The sequence below is a fragment of the Natronomonas gomsonensis genome, from assembly GCF_013391635.1.
GTDB lineage: Archaea > Halobacteriota > Halobacteria > Halobacteriales > Haloarculaceae > Natronomonas > Natronomonas gomsonensis_A.
Genome location: NZ_JACAWU010000002.1, coordinates 269,660 through 289,454 on the forward strand (window position 1 = coordinate 269,660; position 19,795 = coordinate 289,454).

General features: G+C 64.9%; 19 protein-coding genes. 10 read left to right on the forward strand and 9 right to left on the reverse strand.

What is annotated here, in order from left to right:
* The 3 genes from HWX69_RS09650 to HWX69_RS09660 form a co-directional block, all read right to left on the reverse strand.
* Complete coding sequence (locus HWX69_RS09650; protein ID WP_178916911.1) at positions 1-1,101, reverse strand: TAXI family TRAP transporter solute-binding subunit; 1,101 nt, start codon at positions 1,099-1,101, stop codon at positions 1-3.
* 161 nt (positions 1,102-1,262) lie between these two features.
* Positions 1,263-2,264: a TIGR04024 family LLM class F420-dependent oxidoreductase gene (locus HWX69_RS09655; RefSeq protein WP_178916912.1), complete on the reverse strand. Its 1,002-nt coding sequence runs from the start codon at positions 2,262-2,264 to the stop codon at positions 1,263-1,265.
* A gap of 7 nt (positions 2,265-2,271) precedes the next feature.
* Positions 2,272-3,048, reverse strand: a complete 777-nt coding sequence (locus tag HWX69_RS09660) for an SDR family NAD(P)-dependent oxidoreductase (RefSeq protein WP_178916913.1) — start codon at positions 3,046-3,048, stop codon at positions 2,272-2,274.
* 175 nt (positions 3,049-3,223) lie between these two features.
* Here HWX69_RS09660 and HWX69_RS09665 point away from each other — a divergent pair, with 175 nt between their 5' ends.
* From HWX69_RS09665 to HWX69_RS09675, 3 genes are all read left to right on the forward strand, one after another.
* Positions 3,224-4,186, forward strand: a complete 963-nt coding sequence (locus HWX69_RS09665; RefSeq protein WP_178916914.1) for an MBL fold metallo-hydrolase — start codon at positions 3,224-3,226, stop codon at positions 4,184-4,186.
* A complete protein-coding gene (locus tag HWX69_RS09670; RefSeq protein WP_178916915.1) occupies positions 4,183-4,872 on the forward strand; it encodes an HAD-IA family hydrolase in 690 nt (229 codons plus the stop codon). Before HWX69_RS09665 ends, HWX69_RS09670 begins: the two co-directional genes overlap by 4 nt.
* A 91-nt stretch (positions 4,873-4,963) precedes the next feature.
* Complete coding sequence (locus HWX69_RS09675; protein ID WP_178916916.1) at positions 4,964-5,743, forward strand: SDR family NAD(P)-dependent oxidoreductase; 780 nt, start codon at positions 4,964-4,966, stop codon at positions 5,741-5,743.
* A 262-nt stretch (positions 5,744-6,005) separates the two neighbouring features.
* Here the strand turns inward: HWX69_RS09675 and HWX69_RS09680 are convergent, their stop codons facing one another.
* The gene (locus HWX69_RS09680) at positions 6,006-7,220 is read right to left on the reverse strand and encodes an acyl-CoA dehydrogenase family protein (RefSeq protein ID WP_178916917.1); all 1,215 of its coding nucleotides are present in this window, start codon (positions 7,218-7,220) and stop codon (positions 6,006-6,008) included.
* Between the two features lie 137 nt (positions 7,221-7,357).
* Between HWX69_RS09680 and HWX69_RS09685 the strand changes: the two genes are divergently transcribed.
* The 3 genes from HWX69_RS09685 to HWX69_RS09695 all read left to right on the forward strand — a co-directional run bounded on the left by HWX69_RS09685 (position 7,358) and on the right by HWX69_RS09695 (position 11,203).
* The gene (locus tag HWX69_RS09685) at positions 7,358-8,440 is read left to right on the forward strand and encodes a phosphotransferase (RefSeq protein WP_178916918.1); all 1,083 of its coding nucleotides are present in this window, start codon (positions 7,358-7,360) and stop codon (positions 8,438-8,440) included.
* 63 nt (positions 8,441-8,503) lie between these two features.
* Positions 8,504-9,514, forward strand: a complete 1,011-nt coding sequence (locus tag HWX69_RS09690) for an alcohol dehydrogenase catalytic domain-containing protein (RefSeq protein ID WP_178916919.1) — start codon at positions 8,504-8,506, stop codon at positions 9,512-9,514.
* A 54-nt stretch (positions 9,515-9,568) separates the two neighbouring features.
* Positions 9,569-11,203 (forward strand): rhomboid family intramembrane serine protease, encoded by a 1,635-nt coding sequence (locus tag HWX69_RS09695; RefSeq protein WP_178916920.1) that lies wholly within the window; start codon positions 9,569-9,571, stop codon positions 11,201-11,203.
* 6 nt (positions 11,204-11,209) lie between these two features.
* On the opposite strand, the gene HWX69_RS09700 is transcribed toward HWX69_RS09695, so the two are convergent.
* The 4 genes from HWX69_RS09700 to dph2 all read right to left on the reverse strand — a co-directional run bounded on the left by HWX69_RS09700 (position 11,210) and on the right by dph2 (position 15,307).
* Positions 11,210-11,854 carry an METTL5 family protein gene (locus tag HWX69_RS09700; RefSeq protein WP_178916921.1) on the reverse strand — a complete coding sequence of 215 codons (645 nt, stop codon included), beginning with the start codon at positions 11,852-11,854 and terminating at the stop codon, positions 11,210-11,212.
* An 84-nt stretch (positions 11,855-11,938) separates the two neighbouring features.
* A complete protein-coding gene (locus tag HWX69_RS09705) occupies positions 11,939-13,273 on the reverse strand; it encodes a hypothetical protein (RefSeq protein ID WP_178916922.1) in 1,335 nt (444 codons plus the stop codon).
* 38 nt (positions 13,274-13,311) lie between these two features.
* Entirely contained in the window at positions 13,312-14,172 is an 861-nt protein-coding gene (locus HWX69_RS09710) for a hypothetical protein (RefSeq protein ID WP_178916923.1), read from the reverse strand.
* A 79-nt stretch (positions 14,173-14,251) separates the two neighbouring features.
* Entirely contained in the window at positions 14,252-15,307 is a 1,056-nt protein-coding gene (dph2, locus tag HWX69_RS09715; RefSeq protein WP_178916924.1) for a diphthamide biosynthesis enzyme Dph2, read from the reverse strand.
* Between the two features lie 120 nt (positions 15,308-15,427).
* Here dph2 and HWX69_RS09720 point away from each other — a divergent pair, with 120 nt between their 5' ends.
* From HWX69_RS09720 to HWX69_RS09735, 4 genes are all read left to right on the forward strand, one after another.
* On the forward strand, positions 15,428-15,826 hold the full coding sequence (locus HWX69_RS09720) for a YlbF/YmcA family competence regulator (RefSeq protein ID WP_178916925.1): 399 nt from the start codon (positions 15,428-15,430) through the stop codon (positions 15,824-15,826).
* Positions 15,827-15,997: 171 nt separating this feature from the next.
* On the forward strand, positions 15,998-16,825 hold the full coding sequence (locus tag HWX69_RS09725) for an MBL fold metallo-hydrolase (RefSeq protein WP_178916926.1): 828 nt from the start codon (positions 15,998-16,000) through the stop codon (positions 16,823-16,825).
* Positions 16,826-16,891: 66 nt separating this feature from the next.
* Complete coding sequence (locus HWX69_RS09730; RefSeq protein WP_178916927.1) at positions 16,892-18,079, forward strand: hypothetical protein; 1,188 nt, start codon at positions 16,892-16,894, stop codon at positions 18,077-18,079.
* A gap of 45 nt (positions 18,080-18,124) precedes the next feature.
* Entirely contained in the window at positions 18,125-18,994 is an 870-nt protein-coding gene (locus HWX69_RS09735; protein WP_178916928.1) for a hypothetical protein, read from the forward strand.
* Positions 18,995-18,999: 5 nt separating this feature from the next.
* Here the strand turns inward: HWX69_RS09735 and HWX69_RS09740 are convergent, their stop codons facing one another.
* Positions 19,000-19,665, reverse strand: a complete 666-nt coding sequence (locus HWX69_RS09740) for a helix-turn-helix domain-containing protein (RefSeq protein WP_178916929.1) — start codon at positions 19,663-19,665, stop codon at positions 19,000-19,002.
* Positions 19,666-19,795: the final 130 nt, after the last annotated feature.

Consider the following 19,795-nt stretch of genomic DNA (forward strand, 5'->3'; position numbering starts at 1 on the left):
CTACTCCTCGTACCGTTCGAACTCGTCTTTCCAGACGCCGATTTCCTCGTAGAAGTCGGCGGCGGCGGGGTGGAACGGGATTCCCTCGTACATGTCGCTGACCCAGTACTCCGGTTCGGCGTGATAGCCCAGCAGGGCGTTGAACTCCGAGAGGTTCTCTCGGTTCTCGTACAGCGTCTCCAGCAGCGCGTAGACCGCGTCGTAATCGAGGTCGTGTCGGCTGATGAAGTTGTACGCGAACGTAATCGAGGGGATGGTGTCGGAGGCGTAATCGTAGCCCTCGAAGGAGGTCATATCAACGTCCTGAATCAGCAGACTGTCGTCGTCACGCATCGACTGGACGGCGTCCTCGGGCCAATCGAGCAGTCGGAGGTCGACGCTGCCCTTCATCTCTTGGACCCAGCCGGGTTCGATGTCGCCGTTGAGGATGGTGATCGCGGCGGCGTCGATGCGACCCTCGCTGAAGGCACCGCCCAACTCGCCGTAGCCGACGCTGACGCGCTCGTAGCCGTCGACAGCGTACTCGAGGCCGTGTTCCAGCGCCGGGGCCGTCCCGGAACCGCGCGGCGTCGGAACGACGCGGCTGTCGGATTCGATGTCGGTCACCGAGGTCCAGTCGGCGTTGGCCGTGGCGAAAATCCACGGGAGGTTGTACAGGTGGAACACCTGTACGGGGTCGTAGCCCAGGTCGTCGAACGGCGCTTCTCCCTGTCGGAGTCGCGCGGCGGTCCAGTTCTGAATGTAGCCGATGTCGGTCTCCTCGCGGTCGAGTCGGGCGACGTTGGCGTCGGTCCCCTCGCTGGGTCGGGCGTCGATGCTGACGGAGCCGTCGCTGTGTTCCTCGACGGCCGCCGAGAGGCCCTGGCTCGCTGCGTACGCGGTCGTACTCGACCCCGACGTCGTCATCACGAGGTTGCCGTCCGAGCCGGGGGCGGAACCGCCGTTGCCGCCGTTCCCGTTGCCGTTACCGTTTCCGTTGCCATTACCACCGTTGCCACCGTTGCCGCCGGTACATCCTGCAAGCGCGAACGCTCCAGCACCGAGGCCGGTCGTTGCGAGAAACCGTCGACGTGTCGATTGTCGTGGCTTTTGGTCTGCCATACAGTCGCAAAACGACCCCGGGGTTAAGAACCCCGCGTGAATCTTCAACTATCAAAAAGTTCCTAACAGTTTGGGGGTTCGCCAATTCTACTGGAGAACAATGGTAGGATTTGGAGCGATATGGGAAACACCGGTAAAATAAAAGCCGAACGGGAGGGCCGTCAACGCGGCTGTAGTGCTCGCATCGTCGACTCGATCTGTTCGAGATTCGCTGCCCGTGGGAAGGACACCGAGACGGCTTCGACGCCCTCCACGTCGGTGAATCGCTCGAAGTGTTCGCGGGCACCCTCGGGCGTGCCCCAGACGACCAACTGCTCCAGGAGGTCGTCGGGCAGCGCCGCCATCGCGGCCTCGCGGTCGCCGTCCTGGTAGTTGTCGTAGATAGCGTGGGCGACCTCCTCGTGGCCCTGTCGGGCGAGGTTGTCGCGGTAGTACGTTCCCATACCGCCGAGGTAGAAGACGGCGTGCTGTTTGGCGAGCCGTTTCGCCTCCGCTTCGTCCTCCAGGGCACAACAGGTCAACGACAGCGTGACGCGCTGTTCGGAGCGGTCGCGGTCGCCCATCTCCGATCCGCGTTCGAAGTCCTCCAGCCGGTCCCGGAGCCCCTCGCGGGTCAACATCAGCGCGTGCCAGCCGTCGGCGAACCGGCCGGCGAGTTCGACCGCTTTCGGACCCATTCCAGCCGTCTCGACGGGCGGAACCGGGTCGGGAGCCTCACAGCGCAGTCGGAACCCTTCGAGGTCGAAGTACTCCCCGTCGTACTCGACTTCCTCGCCGGAGAGAACCTGCTTGACGATGTCGACGGTCTCCCGCGTCCGACGGAGGGGATTGCCGAACTCCGCGCCGTGCCAGTTCTCGATGACGATGGGACCGGAGGGGCCGAGGCCGAGGCGGAATCGGCCCTCCGAGACCTCCTGTAGCGTCGCCGCGCTCTGGCCGATGAGCGCGGGTGAGCGGGAGTACACCGGCATAATCGAGGTGCCGATGTCGACGGTTTCGGTTTCGCGGGCGATACAGGTGAGCGTCGTCACGGCATCGCGCCCCCATGTTTCGGGGAGCCACGCGGTGTCGTAGCCCAACTCCTCGCCGAGTTGGGCCTGTTCGACGAGCGCGTCGACGCTCGGCTGTGCGGCGACCGGGAGGAACACGTCGCGTTCGGTCATGGGGAACTCACAGTTGGGAGTCCTCTAACGGCGGGACGCCCTGTGCCGTAATCGTTTCGCCGACGATGTAGGAGGAGGCGTCGCTGGCGAGGAACTGGACGATATCGGCTATCTCCTCCGGGAGGCCCATCTCCTTGGCGATGTCGCTGCGGTCGACATCGGCGGGGTCGATGCCCATCTGAGAGGCGACGCCCGCAGTGCCGACGAGTCCCGGAGCGATGCAGTTGACGCGGATGTCGTGGTCGGCGTAGTTCGCCGACAACGACGTGGTGAGGTTGACGACGGCGGCCTTGGCGGCGCCGTAGTGGCTCATGTACTGAGAGCCCATCGTCCCCGCGACGCTGGCGAAGTTGATAATGGTGCCCCCAGACTCCTGTTTCTGCATCTGCTGGCCGGCGACCTGGGCGCCGTGGAAGGTGCCGTGGAGGTTGATGTCGACGATGGTCTTCCAGCCGTTCTCGGAGATGTCGTCGAAGCCGGCCATGAAGGAGGCGCCGGCGTTGTTCACCATGCAGTCGACGCTACCGAACTCCTCGACGGTGGCCTCGATGAGCGCCTCGACGCTGTCGCGGTCGCGAACGTCGCACTCGACGGCGATGGCCTCGCCGGGCCGGTCGCTGTCGTTGATTTCGGCGGCGACCTCGTCGATTTTCTCCTGTGTCCGGGAGGTGACGACGACGTTCGCGCCGTCGTCGGCGAACCGCTTTGCGGTGACGGCGCCGATACCCTGACTCGACCCCGTGATGACTGCCGTCTTGCCCTCGACGCTGAACTGCTCTAACATCGATACTCACGCGCCGCGTTGACGCCGGTGTTGGCTGCTGTCATGTGACGCCTGATCCGTTTCGAGGGGACGTTAATAAAGGTAAGTCCGGTCGGTAGTATTTTGAACATTGGAAGACGTAATCGACAGCTATTAAAACAAACTCTTATACCGAACGGTCGCATTCTACCGCTGAATGGAAACACGGAGCAAACAGGGGAGCGTCCGCCGACTGGAGTTCGACGTGGACTGGCCGCCGGGCCACGTCGCCTGCTACCTCATCGAGGGGTCGGAGCCGATTCTCGTCGACGCCGCGCTCCCGGACCACGAAGCGGCGTTTCGCTCACAGCTCGCCGAGTTGGGGTACGAACCGGGCGACATCGAACACGTCCTCGTCACCCACCCCCACGTCGACCACATCGGTCTCGTCCCGACGGTACTCGAGGAGGGCGACCCGACCGTCTACGCGCCCGCGAGCGTGGAAGAACGATTCAATCGGGACCCAGACGGCCTCGAAGCCCGCGTCCGCGAGAACTGCACCGAGGCCGGATTCCCTGACGAGCAACTGGAGATGGCCGTCGACATGGCCGTCGAGTCCTTGGAGCGGAACCGAGAGCTTCTCCCACCGGAGGCAGTCGACGTGTGGATAGAACCCGGCGACAGAACCGAAATCGGCGACATCGAAGTCGGTGCCATACACGTCCCCGGCCACCAAGCCGACCACCTGAGCTATCCGACCGAACTCGACGGCGAGTCGGTGCTTCTCGGCGGCGACATGGGTATCCAGCCGTTCCGCCCGGTCGTCATGCACGACGGCCTCGACGACGGCCACGTCGAGGCGTTCGACGCTTTCTACACCGCTCTCGACCGCCTCGCCGACCTCGACGTCGACCGCGTCTACCCGGGCCACGGCGCCGTCCACACCGACCTCGCCGGCGCCGTCGAACGGGACCGCGGCAGCCTCGACAATCGCCTCGACCGCGTCAGCGACCTCGTCGCCGACGGCTACAGTACCGTTCCGGGCGTCGCGATGGCCATCGCGGGCGACCGCGACGTGAAGTACCTCATCCCCGAGACGATGAGCGCGCTCGCCCACCTCGATGCGACCGGCGAACTCGACAGTGAACTGCGTGACGGCGTTCGACACTACGAACCGTGAGCGACGGCCACCGCTACGACACCGTCTTCTGGGATATCGGTGGCGTCATCGTCGAACTCGCCTCGGTCCGGGAGGGGTACGCCGCCTTCGTCGCCGAACTGGCCGACGAGCACGGTCTCGACGCTGACGATGCCCTCGACGACTGGAAGTCCGTCCTCGGCGAGCACTTCCGCGGCCGGGAGGGGACAGAGTACCGAACCGCAAGCGAGGGCTACCGGAAGGCGACGGCCGCGCTGTTCGACGGCGACCCACCGGAGGGGTGGCGAGCAACCTTCGACCGCTGTACTGCGGCGACGCTTCGCGCCGAGGACGGCGCAATCGAGACCATCGAGACGCTGGCCGACGCCGGAATCGAGCAGGCTATCGTCTCCGATATCGACACTCACGAAGCCCAGAACATGCTCGACTCGTTCGGCATCCGGGAGTGTTTCGCCCACGTCACAACCTCCGAAGCCGTCGGGTACACGAAACCCGACGATCGGATGTTCCGGGACGCCCTCGAGGCGACCCAATCCGACCCCGAACGGACGGTGATGGTCGGGGATCGCCACTCTCACGACGTCGCTGGCGCGTCGGCGCTCGGCATCGCCGCCGCCGGCTACGGCGAGGAGGGCTGGGGCCCGGAAGCCGACCACGAACTCGAATCCCTCCGAGAGCTGCTCGCGGTCGTCGGCGTCGCCGAGTGACGTTCGCCCCGCGTTCCCACGACCCCTACTAAACGCCCCTCGTATCACCGTCCAAATCCTTATAGCGAAACCCGGAGACACCTGTGTTGCAATGGACCTAGGACTCGACGACAAAACCGCCCTCGTGACTGGCGGTGCCGGACGCATCGGAAGCGAAGACTGCCGCGTACTCGCCGAGGAGGGCGCCGAAGTGGTCGTCCTCGACGTGAACATCGAAGCCGCCGAGAACATCGCCGACGAAATCGAGGAGGACTACGACGGCACCGCCCACGCCGTCGAGTGTGACCTCACCGACCGCGCCGATGTCGCCGACACCGTCGCCGCCCTCGAAGAGGAGACCGGCGGCATCGACATCCTCGTCAACAACGCCGGGATGGTCGACGCCCGCGACAAGGTCGAGAACTTCGACGACGACATCTGGGACCGCGACATCGCCGTCAACCTTACCGGCGCCTACAACATCACACAGGCCGTCTACCCCGGCATGAAGGAGCGCGGCTTCGGTCGCATCATCTCGATGTCCTCGATGGCCGGCTGGCAGGGTGGCTTCGGACAGCTCTCGTATTCGGCCACGAAGGCGGCGCTCATCGGCTTCGGCAAGACCCTCGCACTCGAAGGCGCCCAACACGGCGTCACCTCGAACATCATCGCCCCCAGCATCGTCGTCGGCCAACTCGCCGACCTCCCCATCGACCAACTCGAACAGGTCGACGAACACTTCGCACGCATCGCCAAGGCCACGCCGATGCGGAAACTCGGCAAGGAGGAGGACGTCTCGAACCTCGTCGCCTACCTCTCCTCCGAACAATCCAACTACATCACCGGACAGGTCATCGGCGTCACGGGTGGTATCGACCTCTTTAGCTTCTAGAACCCTCTTTTTGCACCTCCTTCGCGCGCCTTCGGCGCGCGGTAGTCGGCTCTCGCTACGGCGACTCGACGGCTGCGCCGTCTCGTCGCCGCGAACCGCGCTCGCTACGCTCGCGCGGACATTTATGTGGGACTACCAAACAGACAAGCATCCGCGAGCGCCGGAGTCTCCGGGTCGTTTTTCCCCAAGTTTTTGCGACCGAGTGGTGCCCGCAGCGTGCCGCAGGCGCGCGAGGACACCCGAGGGAGTAAAAGTGGGGTTTCTAGAACGTGGGTGTCCGCTCCAGTTCGTGGGCGTTCTCCTCGGCGCCTTCGAAGGCGTCGCGGGCGATGACGCGCTGGTGGACCTCGTCGGCCCCGTCGACGATACGGAAGGCGCGGACGCCCTCGTAGAAGTCCGCAAGCGGGAGGTCACGGGAAATGCCGGCGCCGCCACAGCACTGAATCGCGAGGTCGATAGTCTCCTGGGCGACGTTTGCGGTGAATACTTTCGACATCGAGACGGGAACGCGGGCCTGTTCGCCGCGGGCGATTTCCTCGGCAGCGTGGCGGACCATCGTCCGAGCGGCATGGAGTTCCGTCTCCTTGTCGGCGATGTCGTAGCGCAGCGACTGTTTGTCCGACAGCGACGAGCCGAACGCCTCTCGCTCGCTCATATAGGCCTTCGCGATGGTGAGCGCCCGCGTCGCCATTCCGGAGAAGCGCATGCAGTGGGTCAGCCGGGCGGGGCCGAGTCGCTGTTGGGCGATTGCGAAGCCGGTGTTCTCCTGGCCGAGCAGGTTCTCCTCGGGGACACGCACGTCGTTGAACTCGAATTCGGCGTGGCCGTGGCCGTCGAGGTCGGGGCCGAGATGCGGGATGTCGCGGACGAACTCGACGCCGTCGGCGTCGGTGGGCACGAGGATGATGGAGGCGCCCTTGTAGGGGTGGACGTCGGGGTCGGTGACGGCCATCACGAGCAGCACGTCGGCGTGGCTGCCCTGTGTCGTCCACCACTTGTGACCGTTGATGACCCACTCGTCGCCGTCCTTCTCGGCGGTGGTTTTGAGCATCTTGGGGTCCGAGCCGGCGCCGGCCCGCGGCTCGGTCATCCCGAAGGCCGACCGAATGTCGCCGGCGACAAGCGGCTCGAGCCACTCCTCTTTCTGGGCTTCGGTCCCCACCAGTTCGATAGTGTGCATGTTCCCCTCGTCGGGGGCGTCGACGCGCATCGCCGAGGCACCCAGAAGCGAGCGACCCGCTTCCTCGAACAGCGGCAACACGTCGGCGAGGTCGTACCCCATCCCGCCGTGTTCCTCGTCGATTTGGGGGCAGTAGATGTCACGCTCGCGGGCCTCCGCCCGGAGGTCCTCGATGACGTCCTCGCCAACGGGTCCGCCGCCGAGGTGTTCGCGTTCGGTTGGGATGACGACGTCGTCGACGAACTCGCGTGCACGGTCGGCGAGTTCCTTCGCTTCCGGGGAGTCGTGGTACTCCATGCCGGAGCGTTTAGGGCACAACATTGTAAAAGAACCGGCGAACTTCCGACCCGTTGTCGCGACGACGGCGGCAGATATTTGGGGCAGGGTCGCACACAACTCCTTACAATGTTAGCGAATTCGGAGGGTGTCGGCCGGTGACGGACACTAGCTCCGACTACTTCGACCGCATCGTCGACCGGGAGAAACTGCAGGCGTATCTCGAATCGGAACTCGGCCCCGCCGAGACCTTCGAGGTCTCCCACCACCAGGAGGGTCACTCCAACGAGACGCTGTTCGTCACGTGGGGCGAACAGGAACTCGTCATCCGGCGGCCGCCGCCGGGCGACATCGCCGAGAACGCCCACGACGTACTCCGGGAGTACCGCGTCATCGACGCCCTCCAGGACACGGAGGTCCGAGTCCCGACGACCGTCTTCGCCACCGACGACCACTCGATTCTCGGGTGTGACTTCTACGGGATGGAGATGGCCGAAGGCGACGTGCTCCGCGACACCGAACCGGAGCGTTTCGCCAACCCCGAGGCACGGGAGGCTATCGGTCACGAACTCGTCGACCGCCTCGTCGAGATTCACGAGGTGGATTACGAATCGGTCGGCCTCGAACACGGCGACTTCGGCTACCCGCCGGGCTTTACCGAACGGCAGGTCCGCCGGTGGTCCGAGCAGTTGACGTGGGCCTTCGAGGTCACCGCCGAAGAACGGGAAGTCGAGACACTGTACGACGTGATGTCGTGGCTCACCGAGAACGCCCCCGACGACGACGAGTACCCCTCGACGCTCGTCCACGGCGACTACAAACTCGACAACGTGATGTTTGCGCCCTCGGATGACCCCGAAATCGCCGCCATCTTCGACTGGGAGATGTCGACGCTCGGTGACCCATTCACCGACCTCGGGTGGATGCTCTCGTACTGGCGCGAGGAGAAGGACCCCGAACCCCCGACGCCGACGCTGGCCTCGACGTTCATGACCAACGAGGGCTACCCCACCCGCCGTGAACTCGTCGAGCGCTACGAGCGGAAGACCGGCTTCGAGTTCGACAACTGGAAGTTCTACTGGGTGCTCGCCGTCTACAAACTCGCCGGCCTCGGAGAGATGTTCTTCCGGCGGTATCTGGAGGGCAACTCCGACGACCCGATGTACCCGAAGATGCGCGAGGGCGTCCCTGCCCTCGCCGAGCAGGCCCAGATGATAATCGACGGCGAGATGGAACTGTAGAAGCCTAACCCTCCCTGTCACCGCATCCCGAACACCTATCGTCTCGGCCGAACAGTCCTCCCCATGCAAGCCGCCGTGTTCACCGCCTTTGGCGACGGTGACGAAGTCGAAATACAACAGCGACCGGACCCGGACCCGGCCGCCGACGAAGCCGTCGTCGACATTCGTGCCTGCTCCATCAACCGTCACGACCTCTGGATTCTGCAGGGCGATTCGGCGATGGTGCCGGAGGGTGCGCTGCCGTTCGTCTCCGGCCTCGACGCCGCGGGCGTCGTCAGCGAGGTCGGCGACGACGTACACGGACTTGAGGCGGGCGACCGAGTCCTGTTGTGTCCGAACCAGACCTGTGGGGAGTGTGAGTTCTGCCGGGAGGGTCCCGAGACGCTGTGCGAGCAGTTCATGCTGTTTCACGGCGCCCTCGCCGAACAGGCCGCCGTCGACGCCAGCCGCCTGATTCAGCTCCCCGAATCGGTGGGGCTCCGCGAGGCCGCGGCGCTGCCGACCGCCTATCTCACGGCGTGGCACATGCTGCAGGAGGCCGACGTGGGACCGACCGACCTCGTGTTCGTCCCCGGTGCGACCGGTGGCGTCGGCGTCGCGGCCGTCCAACTCACCGACGTGCTCGGCGGCGAGGCAATCGGCACCTCGACCTCCGAGCGCAAACTCGAACGCTTGCGTGACCTCGGCTGTGAACACACGATTCACTCGGCGGACCCCGAGGAACTCACCCGGGAGGTCCGTTCGCTCGGCCCCGTCGACGCCGTAGTCAATCACCTCTCAGGGGAGTACACGCAGGTCGGTCTCGAAGCCCTCCGCCGCGGTGGGACGATGGTCATCTGCGGTCGAACCGCCGGCTCCTCGCAGTTCAAGCCCGCCCCGTTCTTCCTCAACCACCACCGCATCGTCGGCTCGACGATGGGCACCCAACCCGAGTTGGAGACGCTCGTCGAACTGCTCGCCGACGGCGCCTTCGAACCGCCGGTCGGCGACACCTACGCGCTCTCGGAGACCGGCGACGCATTCGACGACATGCTCGAACGGGACGCCTTCGGAAAACTGGTCGTCGAGCCGTAGGACTCCCTCGCCGAACCGCCGAGTTATTTGACGCCCCCGCTCCTCGTCCGGGATATGGCAGCACCGGCCGTCGCCTGGTACGTCGTACTCGCGGTCGGTATCCTCGTCTCGCTTTCGACGCTCGTCGCGCTCGCCCGTCCCGGCGGACGCTGGGGACGACTCGCCCGGAAACGGCTCGTGTTGGGCGTCCCGTGGGGGACGCTTCTCGTCGTCGCGGTCGTCGGGGCGTTCTATCTGTTCGTTCAGGACGGACTCGGGAACCCCACCAACCCCGTCACTATCCCGTTTCGCGCGTGGGGGTACTTCTATCCGACCGGGATGCTCACGGCGGGCTTTGCCCACTCGGGGCTTGGTCACGTCACCGGGAACCTCCTCGGAACGCTCGTTTTCGGGACGCTCGCGGAGTACGCCTGGAGTCACTTCCCCCGCGAGCGCGGACGCTCGTCGTTTTCGTCGCTCCGAACGAACCCCTTCGCCCGCATCCTCGCGTGGGCCGGCGGCGTGTTCGCGGTGACCGTCCTCACCTCGCTGTTCGCCCTCGGACCGGTCATCGGGTTCTCCGGCGTCGTCTTCGCCTTCGTCGGGTTCGCGCTGATTCGGTACCCACTGTCGACGCTCGTGGCGGTGCTCGTCAGCGGCGTCGTCAGCCTCGTGTTCAACGCCTTGCGGTCACCCACACTCCAACAGACAGCAGCCGAATCGTTCTCCCGTCCGTGGTGGGCCAACGTCGCCATTCAGGGCCACGCACTGGGGCTGTTCGTCGGCGTCACGCTGGCTATTGCGGTGTGCTATCGCCGGAACGTTCGACCGAACCCGACGCATCTGTGGCTCGCCGCGCTCGTCTTCGCCGTCGACCGAGGGTTGTGGGCCGTCTACATCATCGAGGGCTCGGAGACGTTCCGGCTGTTCCGCGCACTCGGGACGTCGCTCGTTTTCCTGTTGGCGGCGCTTCTCGCCAGCGGTGCCGCGGCCTCGACGCGAGACCTGATAGCCAGCATCGACCTCTCGCGGCGCGAAGCTGCGTACGGTCTCGTCCTCGCGTCGCTGTTCGCCCTCGCCCTCGTCGCCGTCCCGCTGAACCTCTTCGCCGTCGACGACGCCAGCGCCGGTATCGACGACGCCGAACCGACCGAAGTCGGCGACTATACGGTCTTTTACGCCGAAGATGTCGAAAACCAGTTCATACCTGCAGTCCCGCTCCCGGGTGGAAATTCGACTAACCGAATCAACGCCAGCGGCGTCATCGTCGTCTCCGAGGAGCGGAACATCTGGTGGGAGGAGGTCTCGAAGAGCCGACTCGCTTCTCGCGGGACGGCGACGGTTCGACTCGGCGGCCTCACGTGGAACGAAGACGTTCGCGCAAACCGGACGACGTGGCGGCTCGCAGGCGGCAACCAGACGTACAACGTCCGTCTCGGCCCTGCCGCGGCCGACGAACGGGCGGTCGTCTATCGGGCTGACCGAGCCACCGCCGACGCTCGCATCGACGGCCGGAACGTCTCCATCCAGCCAGTAGAGTCACGCTTCGATGTCGTCGTTTCACGGAATAACGACACGCTCGGCCGGGCTGCCGTCCCCGCAAACGGAACGGACACGACTGTCGGCGGCCTCACCGTCGAACGCGACGAACGTGACCTCTTCGTCGAACGCGGCGAGACGCGCGTCCGTATCGCCCAGCGCTCGAGGTGACTTGCCTCACTGCCCCCACTCGATACGGAACACTTCGGTGTCGATACTTCGGGTCGACTCCTCGTGGTGGTCGAACTGCCGCGGAAGGTCGAACTCCGCGGCGAAGGCGTGGGTCACCTCGCCAGCGTTGTCGTCGGCGAAGGATTCGACGAAGGACTCGCTGCCGGCGTTGTGGACGGAGTAGGAGACGGCGGCGATGTCGACGGCCGTCTCGAGGAACGCCCGGTCGGCGCCCTCGTTGCCGGTCTGGGCGCCGAACGGCGGGTTCATCAGCACGGTCACACCGTCGTCGGGACACAATGGCGCCTCGGTGGCGTCGGCGCGAAGCCACGACACGTCGGCCGTCGCGCCGACGCGGCGCTCGTTGTCCAGCGCGGTCGATAGCGGCGCAGGGTCGATATCGACGCCGACGACCCGCTTCGGCCCCCGAAGCGCCGCCCCGAGCGCCAACATCCCCGTCCCACAGCCGAGGTCGACGACCGTCTCGCCCTCGATGTCTCCCTGCAGGTCGGCGACGTGGACGATGTGGGCCGCCAAATCCGGCGGCGTGTGGTACTGCTCCAGCGGCGCCCGCGGGTCCTCGAAGCCGGCGACGACCGCCAGTTCCTGTGCTAGCCGCCGTCGTGTCGCCCCGGGAGTCCCGTCGGTCATCGAGATTCAATACTTGCCAGATATTCTTATAGGTTGGTGTATGTTTGGAGGTAATCTCGGGACCGCACCCGAACCGCCCATCGCTCACCCTTCGAGCGTGTCGAGGGTAGCCCCGCTTCTGGCCACCCCCTGCCGGGCACACTCCGCCGCGGAGACGTACAGGAGGTGGGCGAACGCGGTTTCCTCCGTTATCGCCACCTCCCGTTCGGCGTGTCGGTCACCGTTGCGGAGCAGTCCGTGGGCCCGTCCAGCGAGTTGGCGCTGGAGGGCCGTCCCTTCTGCGACAGTGGTCACCGCCTCGGCGGCACGACGCTTCTCGGTAGGAATCGTTTCAGCCGGAAAATCGTCGGCTTCGAGGCGGGCCAGCGTCCGGTCGACGGCGGTGTCGACGGCTTCGAACAGCACCAGCCACTCGGTCGCATCGACGAGTGCCAGCACTCGGAGGCCGTCCTCGCGGTAGTCATCGAGGTCCGTCGCCCACCGACGGCCCTGGCGACTGACCGACTGTCGGACGCTCCGAAACCGCGTCTCGCCGGGCCGTCCGGAGCCTCCCGGCTGTTCCGGCGCTTCGGTACCGTGCTCCTCGACGATGGACCTGATGTCGGGTTCCAGTCCGGTGAGGGCGTCGTCGATTCGGTCGCGAATAGAGGGCGCGCTCTCGTCGGTCGCCGTCGCGTGGAACTGTTCGACGTCATCGCGCTGCCGACGGAGGTATTCGAGGTGCAGTCGCAGTTCGCCGATTCGACTCGGTTGAACCGCTTCGTCGTCCGCCTCCTCCGTCTCGGCCCGGGTCGGGAACGGCCGTTCTGTCAGGTTATCTAGCTTCGATTCGGCGGCGTACAGCGTCGGCAGGTACCGCTCGACCGGTGTGGCGACGCAGTAGTCGAACTGACCGGGGAGTGCGTCGATGGCGTCGCGTTCGGCTTCCAGTTCCGACCGCAGTGACTCTGCATCGGCCGCTCCGGTCTCCGCCTGCAGAACGCCGAGCAGCCGGCTGAGTTCCCGGAGTGTGTTCGAGGCGACTCTGAGCGCCTGCTCAGTTCGTCCCAAATCACGAACATCTTCGAGTCGTTTTTCGGTGCTGTCGAGTATCGATTTTGGCGTCCCGTATCGGACGCCATCGTAATTTTCGGGCTCGATATCGCTGTCTGCGAGCACCGATTCCACCGCCGAACGCACCGATTCGATGTGATCGATGGCCGCTTGGTGGTGGGATTCGCTGACGATGACGGCCTTCGGAACCGACGGAACGTCGATGTTGGCGGCTTCCTGCAGCAGTTCCTCGTCAGTCTGAGGAACGTCGACCGGCGTGACGGTCCCTTGTCGAGAGGGACTCGACTGTTCGTTACAGCCGGCCAAGACCGCGAGCGCCCCGGCCGTTCCGGCTAGGAAACGGCGGCGAGTGGAGGGAGCAGGCATCGTTCGAGGTTTTCTATCCGGCGGTAAACCTCTTCGGGTCAGCGATTGGGGTCGTCTTCGTCTTCCACTCCCCAGCTCGGCTCGTCGCTGGTGTCGGTCTCCTCGCGGGTGTCCCACTGACTTTCGTCGGCACGTTTATCGCTTCCCCACGCCGAGTCGTCCGTCTCGTCGCTACTCCATCCCGAGTCGTCGTCGGCGTCGCTGCCCCACTCGTCGTTACTGCCTCCCCACGCCTCGTCGACTTCCTTCTGTCTCTCACTGCCGCGGTCGTTACCGGCCGTGTCGATACCGCCGCGGCCGTCCGGCGGTGATGTCGAACCACGCGAACTCGTGGAACCGCCGCCGCTGTCGTCGTCCTTGTAGTCGAAGTACGCGGCGCCGACGCCCATACTGGAGAGGACGAACCCGAGGAGGCCACCGAGAATCGGGACTCCGCCGGCGACGGCCGCGACGACCAACGCGACGAGGAGGACGACGGCCCACTCGTCGCTCACCGACCGGCCGACCGCGAGGTAGCCCAACTGACCGACGATGGCGAGGACGATGGCCATCGGAATCACGGCGAGAATGCCGATGATGGTGATGGCGAGCAGGAACATCACGACGACGGCCGCAATCGAGATGCCGAGGCCGTAGAGAAACGTTTCGAGGGGTTCGTTTTCGATTCGGTCGGTCGTCCGCTCGGTGTACTCCGGGGCCAACAGTATCAGTCCGCCGCCCAGAATCAGGGTACCAACGACGGCGCCGACGACGTTCGTGAAGAACGACAACGCCAACTCGGCGCCGGAATCGACTCCCGGCTGGGTCTGTGCGGCGACTGGTACGGCGACAGCGAGCGCTGTGAGTGCGACGATACTCCCGACTATCGACAGTCGTCGTCGGGCTGGAGGGCCTGACATAGTGGGGCTGTTACTGCCGACCGACGTTACTCTTACTGTTCGAACCGCCGAGAATAACGGCGGGCGGGGAGTTCGGCCGCTACCACGTCCCGTGGAACGTGTCGAATTCCAGGCTGTCGAGGGGTTCCTCGCCGATGGCGATTTTGTACTCGCCGGGCGTCAACATCGGCTGTTTGAACTGCGGGCCGTCGTCGGTCGTGATGCGGGGACAGCCGGTGTTGACGTAGGCGTCGAAGCCGAAGTTCGTCAGGCGGTCCGGCGTCACCTCGTCCATCGTGATGAGGTAGGCGTTGTCGTTTTCGGCGACGATTTCCTCGGCGGTCTCCCAGCGCCCCTGTCCGATTTTGGTACAGAAGATGACGCCCCACTCTTCGGCGTCCATCGCCTTGTGGACCGAGGCGTACCGCTGTTTCATGAACTGCTCGGTGTCCGCGATGGTGACGACGTTGTTGACCGGGTCGGCGATGACGACGTTCTTGTCGGGATGTTCCATCGCCAGGCCGAGTGGGTGGAACTTCCCGCCGCCGACGTACAGTATCTGGTCGGCGTCGACGTCCGCGGAGGCGTAGTTACAGCCCAACACCTGGCCCTCGTGGGTGAGTCGCTCGTCGCCGCGACGGGTCTCGACGACGTAGCCGCGCTCCTCCAGCCACGTCCGCATCTCGTCGAACTTGTTCATGTGCTGGGCGGTCGTCACCAATCCGACGTTCTCGTCGTCAGCGGGGTCGGTCAACTCCTCGAGGGACTCCTCCATGATGGGCAACACGTCGACGTTCGAGAACAGCGGCACGTAGAGGATTTTCTCCGATTCCTTCATCGGCGAGTGGCCGAAGTGAACGAACACGTCCGTCCGGCGCATCATGTAGGTGTCGAGGTCGCAGGCACCGTAACAGGGCTTCCCGGAGGTCATCACGTTGACCTCGTCGGGAAGCAGGTCCCGAAGGTCGTCGACCACGCGGGGGGCGCGTCGCTTGAGTCCCTCCGGGAACTGCAGGCCGACCGTCGTGGCGTCACGTTCCTCGACCGCCTCGACGATGCGGTCCAACTCGTAGTCCCACGTCCGGTCGTGTTTCAGCGACATCCCCGTATTCCGGAGGTCTCCCTCCGTGTACTCGGATTCCGATTCCTGACTCATTACTCGCCGTTGGATGTCGTCGCGTAAAACGTGCGTGCTTCCAAACGCCTTCGTCGCGGCCCGGAGGCGGCCCGTTCCTCATCCGGCACGCCTATACGTCGCCGGTCCGAAAACCGGACAATGAGCGTCGAGACCACCCCCGAGGGCGACGTGACCCAACACGACGTGACCGAACTCGCCGAGTCGCTCGGCGAGGCTATCACTGAACTCCCCGCGTATCAGGAGTTCGTCGAGGCGAAAGTCGCCGTCGAGAATGACGAGGAACTCCAAGAAGAAATTCGAGAATTCGAGCGCATCCGCGAGGAGTTCATGATGGCGCGTCAGACCGGCGACGCGACGAACGACGACCTCCGAGAGCTCCAGAGCGCCCAGCAGGAACTCCACGAGAAGCCGAAGATGGCGAAGTACCTGCAGACCCAATCCGAAATCGAACTGACGCTGCAGGAGCTCAACGTCACCATCTCCGAACCGCTGGAAGTCGACTTCGGCGAGAAGGCCGGCGGCTGCTGTCAGGACTGACTGCGACGGCGATTCTGCGGTTTTTTCACCCGCCGAGCCACGCCACTCGGTTTCGAACACCTGCTTGTAGTCCGGCGTCCCTCTACGCGACGGTTTCCTATCGCGGAATCCAGTTTATTCACTGGTCGAGGACCGACCGACTTTTTGTCCACTCCCCGCGCAGTTGCGAGTATGACCGTCCACTCCGACTGGGGCGATTGGCTGCCCACCGCCGTCGCCGATGCCGAACCCGACGGCCTCCAACTGTGGTATCTGGGCTGTAACGGCTTCGTGCTGAAGGCCGACGACGGAACGACCGTGTTCATCGACCCGTATCTGGGATTGGGCGACCCACCGCGGACGGTTCGGATGATTCCGGTGCCCTTCGACCCGACAGATGTCGTCGAGGCCGACGCGGTGTTGGCGACGCACGAACACACCGACCACGTCCACGGCCCCTCGCAGGCACCGATACTCGAAAATACCGACGCGACGTTCTACGGCCCGTCGGCGTCCGTCGAGACGGCCCGCGAGTGGACGACCGACTACGGCCTCACCGACGACGACTTCGCCGAAATCGAGGAGGGCGACACCATCGAAGTCGGGTCGCTGGAGATCGCGGTCGAACCGGCTCACGACCCCGACGCCGACCACCCGGTGTCGTACGTCATCCGACACGAGGCGGGGACGTTCTTCCACGGTGGCGACGCCCGCCCGAGCGAAGCCTTCGAGTCGGTCGGCGAGCGTTACGACATCGACCTCGGGGTGCTCGCCTTCGGCTCCGCCGGCATGATTCCCGACAAACAGACCCGCGAGCCGAAGTACACGAAGTGGTACTCCGACGAGAACATGGCCGCCGAGGCGGCGGCGCAACTCCAACTCGACCGCCTGCTGCCGACCCACTGGGACATGTGGAAGGGACTGACCGCCGACCCCGAGGCACTCCGGCACCACGTCCGCTCGTTCGCGCTCCCGCGGACGCTCGAGGTGCTGGAAATCGGTGACGACACCACGCTTTGAGGCTGTGGCCGGCGATATATTCGAGTTCACGAATAAGTTTATTGAGGGCAAGGTACAGTAGGAGATATGAGCAACGCCGAACCAGAAGAACGCGTCACGGCGTCGAGCGACGGCGTCACGGTCGAGAAATCCTTCGAGCCGGACGATTTCCCAGTTCCGGCTATCGCTTTCGTCATTCGCTCGGAGCGAGAGGAGACCGTCGCCGTTCGGATGGTCGACTCCGTTCCCGAACACGTCACGCCGGAGGACATCGGCTTCCACCCCAAATACGGGGCCGAGTTCTGGGGCGTCGACGGCGACGCAATCGTCTTCGAGCGGGAGTTCGAACCGGGCGAGGAGTACACCACGGTGTACGGCCTCCGTGGCGGTGACTCCGACGACGTAGAGAAGTACATGACCGACCCGGTGTTGGAGACGGTCCATCCGCCTTTAGAGGAAAGCGAGGACTCCGAAGACGTGGTCCGCGACGTCATCGAGGGCGATGCGGAACCCGAAGACGAGGGAGAGTCCGAAGACGAAGCGGTTCCCGAGACAGACGACGAAGCCCACGACGACATCGAGAGCGCCATTCGCGAGGCTGACACCGATGGAGTCGCCACCGACACCGAACCCGAGGAATCGGCGGAATCGGACGAGGTTGAATCCGAACCGAGCCACGACGACGGCACCGCCGCGGCCGTCGCCGGGGGGAGCCTCGCCGCCGCACTCGCCACCGAGATTCGGGACGGCGAGGTCGACGACGAGGACCTCGAGGAACTCCGTGACGCACTCGGTGTCGAGGCCGACACCGGTGGGGCGGCGGCCTCGAGCGGTGCCGTCGACGCCAGAATCGAACGCCTCCAGTCCGAGGTCGCCGACCTGCAGGCGTACACCGACGCGTTGGAGTCGTTCCTCGACGAGAACGGCGACGCACAGACACTCATCGAGGAGTTCCGGACGGAACTGGACGAGACTGGAGGGCGAGTCGACGACATCGAAGACCGCGTCGACTCGACGCTCCAAGATGTCGAAGCGCGGGTCGAGGAAGCCACCGACGAGATCGAGGAGACCATCGAGGAGCGGGTCACCGACCACGTCGAAGAACTCCGCTCCGACATCGAAGCGCTCGAAGCGCAGGTCGAAGAGGGCGTCGACGACGAGCGTCTCGAGGCCATCGAGGAGGACATCTCCGATATCGAGGACGAACTCTCCGATGTCTCGGAGATGCGCGAGCGACTGACCGCGGCGTTCGGCACGCCCAGCGACGACGAGTAGCGCGCTTTCGGTTCCGTTTTATCGGTCGAGTTCCTCACGCCGACAATGACGACTATCCGTGTTGCCGTCCCGCGGAAGGGACGCCCCCTCGAGGCCGTCCTCGAACGGGTCGCTCGCTTCGCGGGCGTCGAAGACGTCGCCGACGAAATCGCTTCGACGCTTCGCTACGAGAAGGCGGTCACGAAGGGAGACCAGACCGTCGAGGCCGGCGTGTACGACCGTCTCAAATCCTACAGCGACACCGACCGCTACGCCCCCGAGTACACGCTGTTCCGCGATGGCCGCCCCGGGATGCCACGACGGGTCGTCTTCGACAGCCTGATGGTCGATTTGGGCGATGACGACCTCCAGTTGGTCGGCCGCGAGGAGCCGTTTCGCGCCCTCAGGAAACACGAGTTCGCACTCGGATTCGACAGTGCGGACCTCGTCTTAGAGGAGGTCGTCCAACTCACTCCCGAACCCCTCTCGACGCTTTCGGAACTCAACGACCGCATCGACCCTCACGACACCGACGTTCGCGTCGTCGGTGGCCTCGGCGATACGGTGTATCATACCCTGTTGTCGTCGCCCGACATCGCAGAGACCGCGACGCGTGAGTTTGTCGAGTCCTACGAGGGACCGCTGTGTATCTCCCCGCGGTACGAGCGACTGGTCGAGGCCGTGTTGGGCACGCGGGCGATGGAGGGCATCGAGTTCCGGTATCCGGGCGACCGCGAGGAGGAGGCCGCCATCTCCTCTGTCGGTCTCGGCGTCTACCTCACCGTCACGGGGTCGACCGCTCGCGACCACGGGCTTCGGGTTGGACAGGAACTGTTCCCGAGCGAGACCGTCCTGCTTCGGAATCCGGCGGAGACTGTCGAAGCAAGTGAAGCCGTCGCGAAACAGCTCGTCGGCGGTGCCGAAACGGTCGTTTAGGGCCGTTATCGGGTTCGTCCCCAGTGTCTTGGTGCGATTTCCCGGAGGACGTACCCCTCGATTTTGCGGAGGTGTTCGCCGACCGTTGTGGCCGTACAGTCGAGTTCGCCAGCGATGTCGCTGTAGGTCGCTCGACGGGGGTTGTCGTAATACCCCATCTCTAGGGCCGTCAGCAGCGTCTCCCGCTGGCGGTCGGTGAGGTCGGTGAACAGCCGCTCGGTGCCGGGGCGGTACTCGCCGGTCTTCTCGACGGTCACCTGTGCGCCCTCGGGGGCGGCACCGAACGCCGACTGGAGGGACTCGGCGGTGCCGATGAGTCGGACCTGTAGTTCGTCGTCGTCGCTGAACTCGATGGGTGTGTCGACGACGACGCTGTGTTCGTTGGCGACGGTGAGCAGGTCGTAGGCCACGTCGCTCGGGTCGTGGTGGGTGTAGACCAGGGTGTCGTCCCCGAGATGTGCGGTTTCGGCGGGGTGGTCGTGTTCGGCGTGTAAGGCGTCGACGCGCTGTTTGGGGCCGTATATCTCGTAGAGGACGACCATCGTGTCGTCCGACAGGAGGTTGATGTGATGTATCGGCCCGTGACACAGTTCGGGGTCCGCGGCGACCAGTTCGTCGAACTCGTGGAACCACCTGTCTCCGGGCCGAATCTTCAGTTCGACGTACTCCATATGGGTTTGTTTCAGTACAGTAACCTCTCCGTGAAGTGCCTGCCTCCGGATATTCCCCATCTTTTATGTCGAACGTCACTCGGTCCCTTTCGCCGCTGTCGGAACGGTTAGGAGCGACGGCGACGGACCC